The organism is Huijunlia imazamoxiresistens, assembly GCF_037132455.1.
In the GTDB taxonomy this organism is placed as follows: domain Bacteria; phylum Bacteroidota; class Bacteroidia; order Chitinophagales; family Chitinophagaceae; genus Flavisolibacter; species Flavisolibacter imazamoxiresistens.
Map to the genome: position 1 here is coordinate 1 of NZ_JBBBEI010000077.1, position 2167 is coordinate 2167.

Consider the following 2167-nt stretch of genomic DNA (forward strand, 5'->3'; position numbering starts at 1 on the left):
TTGATATAAGTATTTTGTCTGCTGTAAAGATTAAATCCATTTGAACCTTTTGGAAAGAAATACGGTTGCAGGCAACGGGCGAGGGCTTGGCGAAGGAGCGGCATTTTTGCTTTGTCGCCTCACCTGTATTCCACAGCCCAGAATTATTTTAAAGCTTAAATATAGCACTCCAGCCGCTCTTTCGCCAAGACCATGTTATGGGCCGGGCTCTATCACCTTACAAGGTGCTACATGAAATGAGCGGAGGCTCTCGACCTTTCCCTCAGCCAAAGCCTGTTTCAAGCGTCTGGGCGGAGGCTTCTCGTGCGGTCTGTCCACCTGGGCCTGCTGCAAATGCCGGCAGAGGCTTTCAGCTAACCCTTTTCTATCGACCATAATTCGTCCCCATGCTGTAAGCCCTGTCTGGGTGCAGGGTGACGCTTGCCGGAAAAGCTGGCTCGACCAGGGCACTGCTGGGAATAACGCTCAAAAAGATTCAGAGGCTTCCGCTTGTCTGCTCCACAGAAAGTAGAATGCTAAGGAAATTAGGGTGTCTCAACTTACCGCCAGCAAGTTTAATAACTGGTGCCTGGCCCATAACGCTCAGGGGCTTTGCATCCGTGGCGGCATTCTGTGATAAGTCGCCCCGAAAATGTAGCCCAAATTTGTTTTATTGCTGAAAATAAGAATTAAAGGCATGGCTTTATTCGTCACGCTGGAACCTCAGCCGAGCAGCGGGCAAAAAGCTGAAGCTACATCCATCACCCCGCCATGACGCAAAGCCGCATGTTGTGCGCGTCGGTCAGCTAAGTCCAATCAACCTCTAAATGGTTGTCAATAAATTTATTAGGTTCAACCCAGTCAATATTTAGCCTTTTAAGTAGGCCAGAACTAAGATCGCTTACTTTACCCCAAATCGCTTTTTCCTGCATTTTCTTATGCCAACTACTTGAATAGAAACTTATCAGAAGTTCTCTCAGCCTTTGAAAATCTTCAAGAACTTCAGGGGTTATTTCAAGATGGTCGCTCAAACCCAGTAGAAAGCTTGGTTCAAACAATACTTCAATCCGTCCCTCAATTGCTTCTGAAAAATTGACCAGATCTTCTTTTTTGTAGTCTGACAAATCTGCTGAACAAATAAAAAGAATGAGCATGATTTCTTCCGAATGATACCGCTTTATTTTTTGTTCAGTGCTTATGTAATTGTCTAATTTATCATCCATAAAGTTGGAATGTCTGTCATGTTGCGCACAACGGCCGAGGGCTTGGCGAAGGAGCGGCATTTATGCACTGCCACTTCACCCGTATTCCGCAGTCCGGAGTTGTTTTAAAGCTTAAATATAGCACTTCAGCCGCCCTTTCGCCAAGACCTGGTTATGGGCAGGGCTCCTGTCTGCAGTCACGATATTCCAAGAAATGTGCGGAGGGTCGCGGCCTGTCCGTCCACCAGGGACGTTGGCAAAAGCCGGCGGAGGCTTTCTGCTGACCCCTATCAAATTTCCATATCTGTCTCTTGGCGCGAAGTAGATCGAGCTGCGGAGGGCGGCCATACCGTGGGAAAGGATCTACCATGGCCCTGCTGGAGGGGTTTGCAAAAAGCTAAGCAGCTTCCCCTGTTCTGTCCCACAGAGGCATGGTCCTGAAAATGAAAACCACCTCAACTTACCAGCAACTATTTGAATAGCTGGTTGCCTTGCCCATAACGGTAGAAGGCTTGCCGAAGGCCGACCAGCCTTAATAAATATTTCAAGTTTAATGTCACCAGGCTTTTGGCAAGCCTATGTTATGGGCTGGGCTCCTGTCTCCTGTCACGATGCTACAGGAAATGTGCGGAGGGCCACGGCCTGTCCGTCCACCTGGACCGCTGGCAAAGCTGGCGGAGGCTTTCAGTTGACCCCTATCAAATTCCATAGCTGTGTCTAAACAGTAAGTGTATCGAGCGGCGAAGGGCCGCCAACCCGTGGGAAAGAAACGAGCCTTGACCCTGCTGGAAGGGTTTGCAAAAAAAGTAAAGCAACTTCCCCTTTGCCTGTCCCATAGAGGCGGGGCTCTGAAAATGCAAACCGACTCAGCTTACCGGCAACTATTTTAAAACTGGTTGCCTTGCCCATAACGTCAGTTTGTCTAAAAACTGATGTTTTGTTCGAATCTAAGGATTAATAAAGTCGTTACAAAGCCTTATGCGGCA

The 2167-nt window shown here is 48.1% G+C and carries 1 protein-coding gene; it reads right to left on the reverse strand.

The genetic code is table 11. The features are described from left to right. Positions 1–785 precede the first annotated feature (785 nt). A complete protein-coding gene (locus V9K67_RS26915; protein WP_336728207.1) occupies positions 786–1202 on the reverse strand; it encodes a hypothetical protein in 417 nt (138 codons plus the stop codon). Positions 1203–2167: the final 965 nt, after the last annotated feature.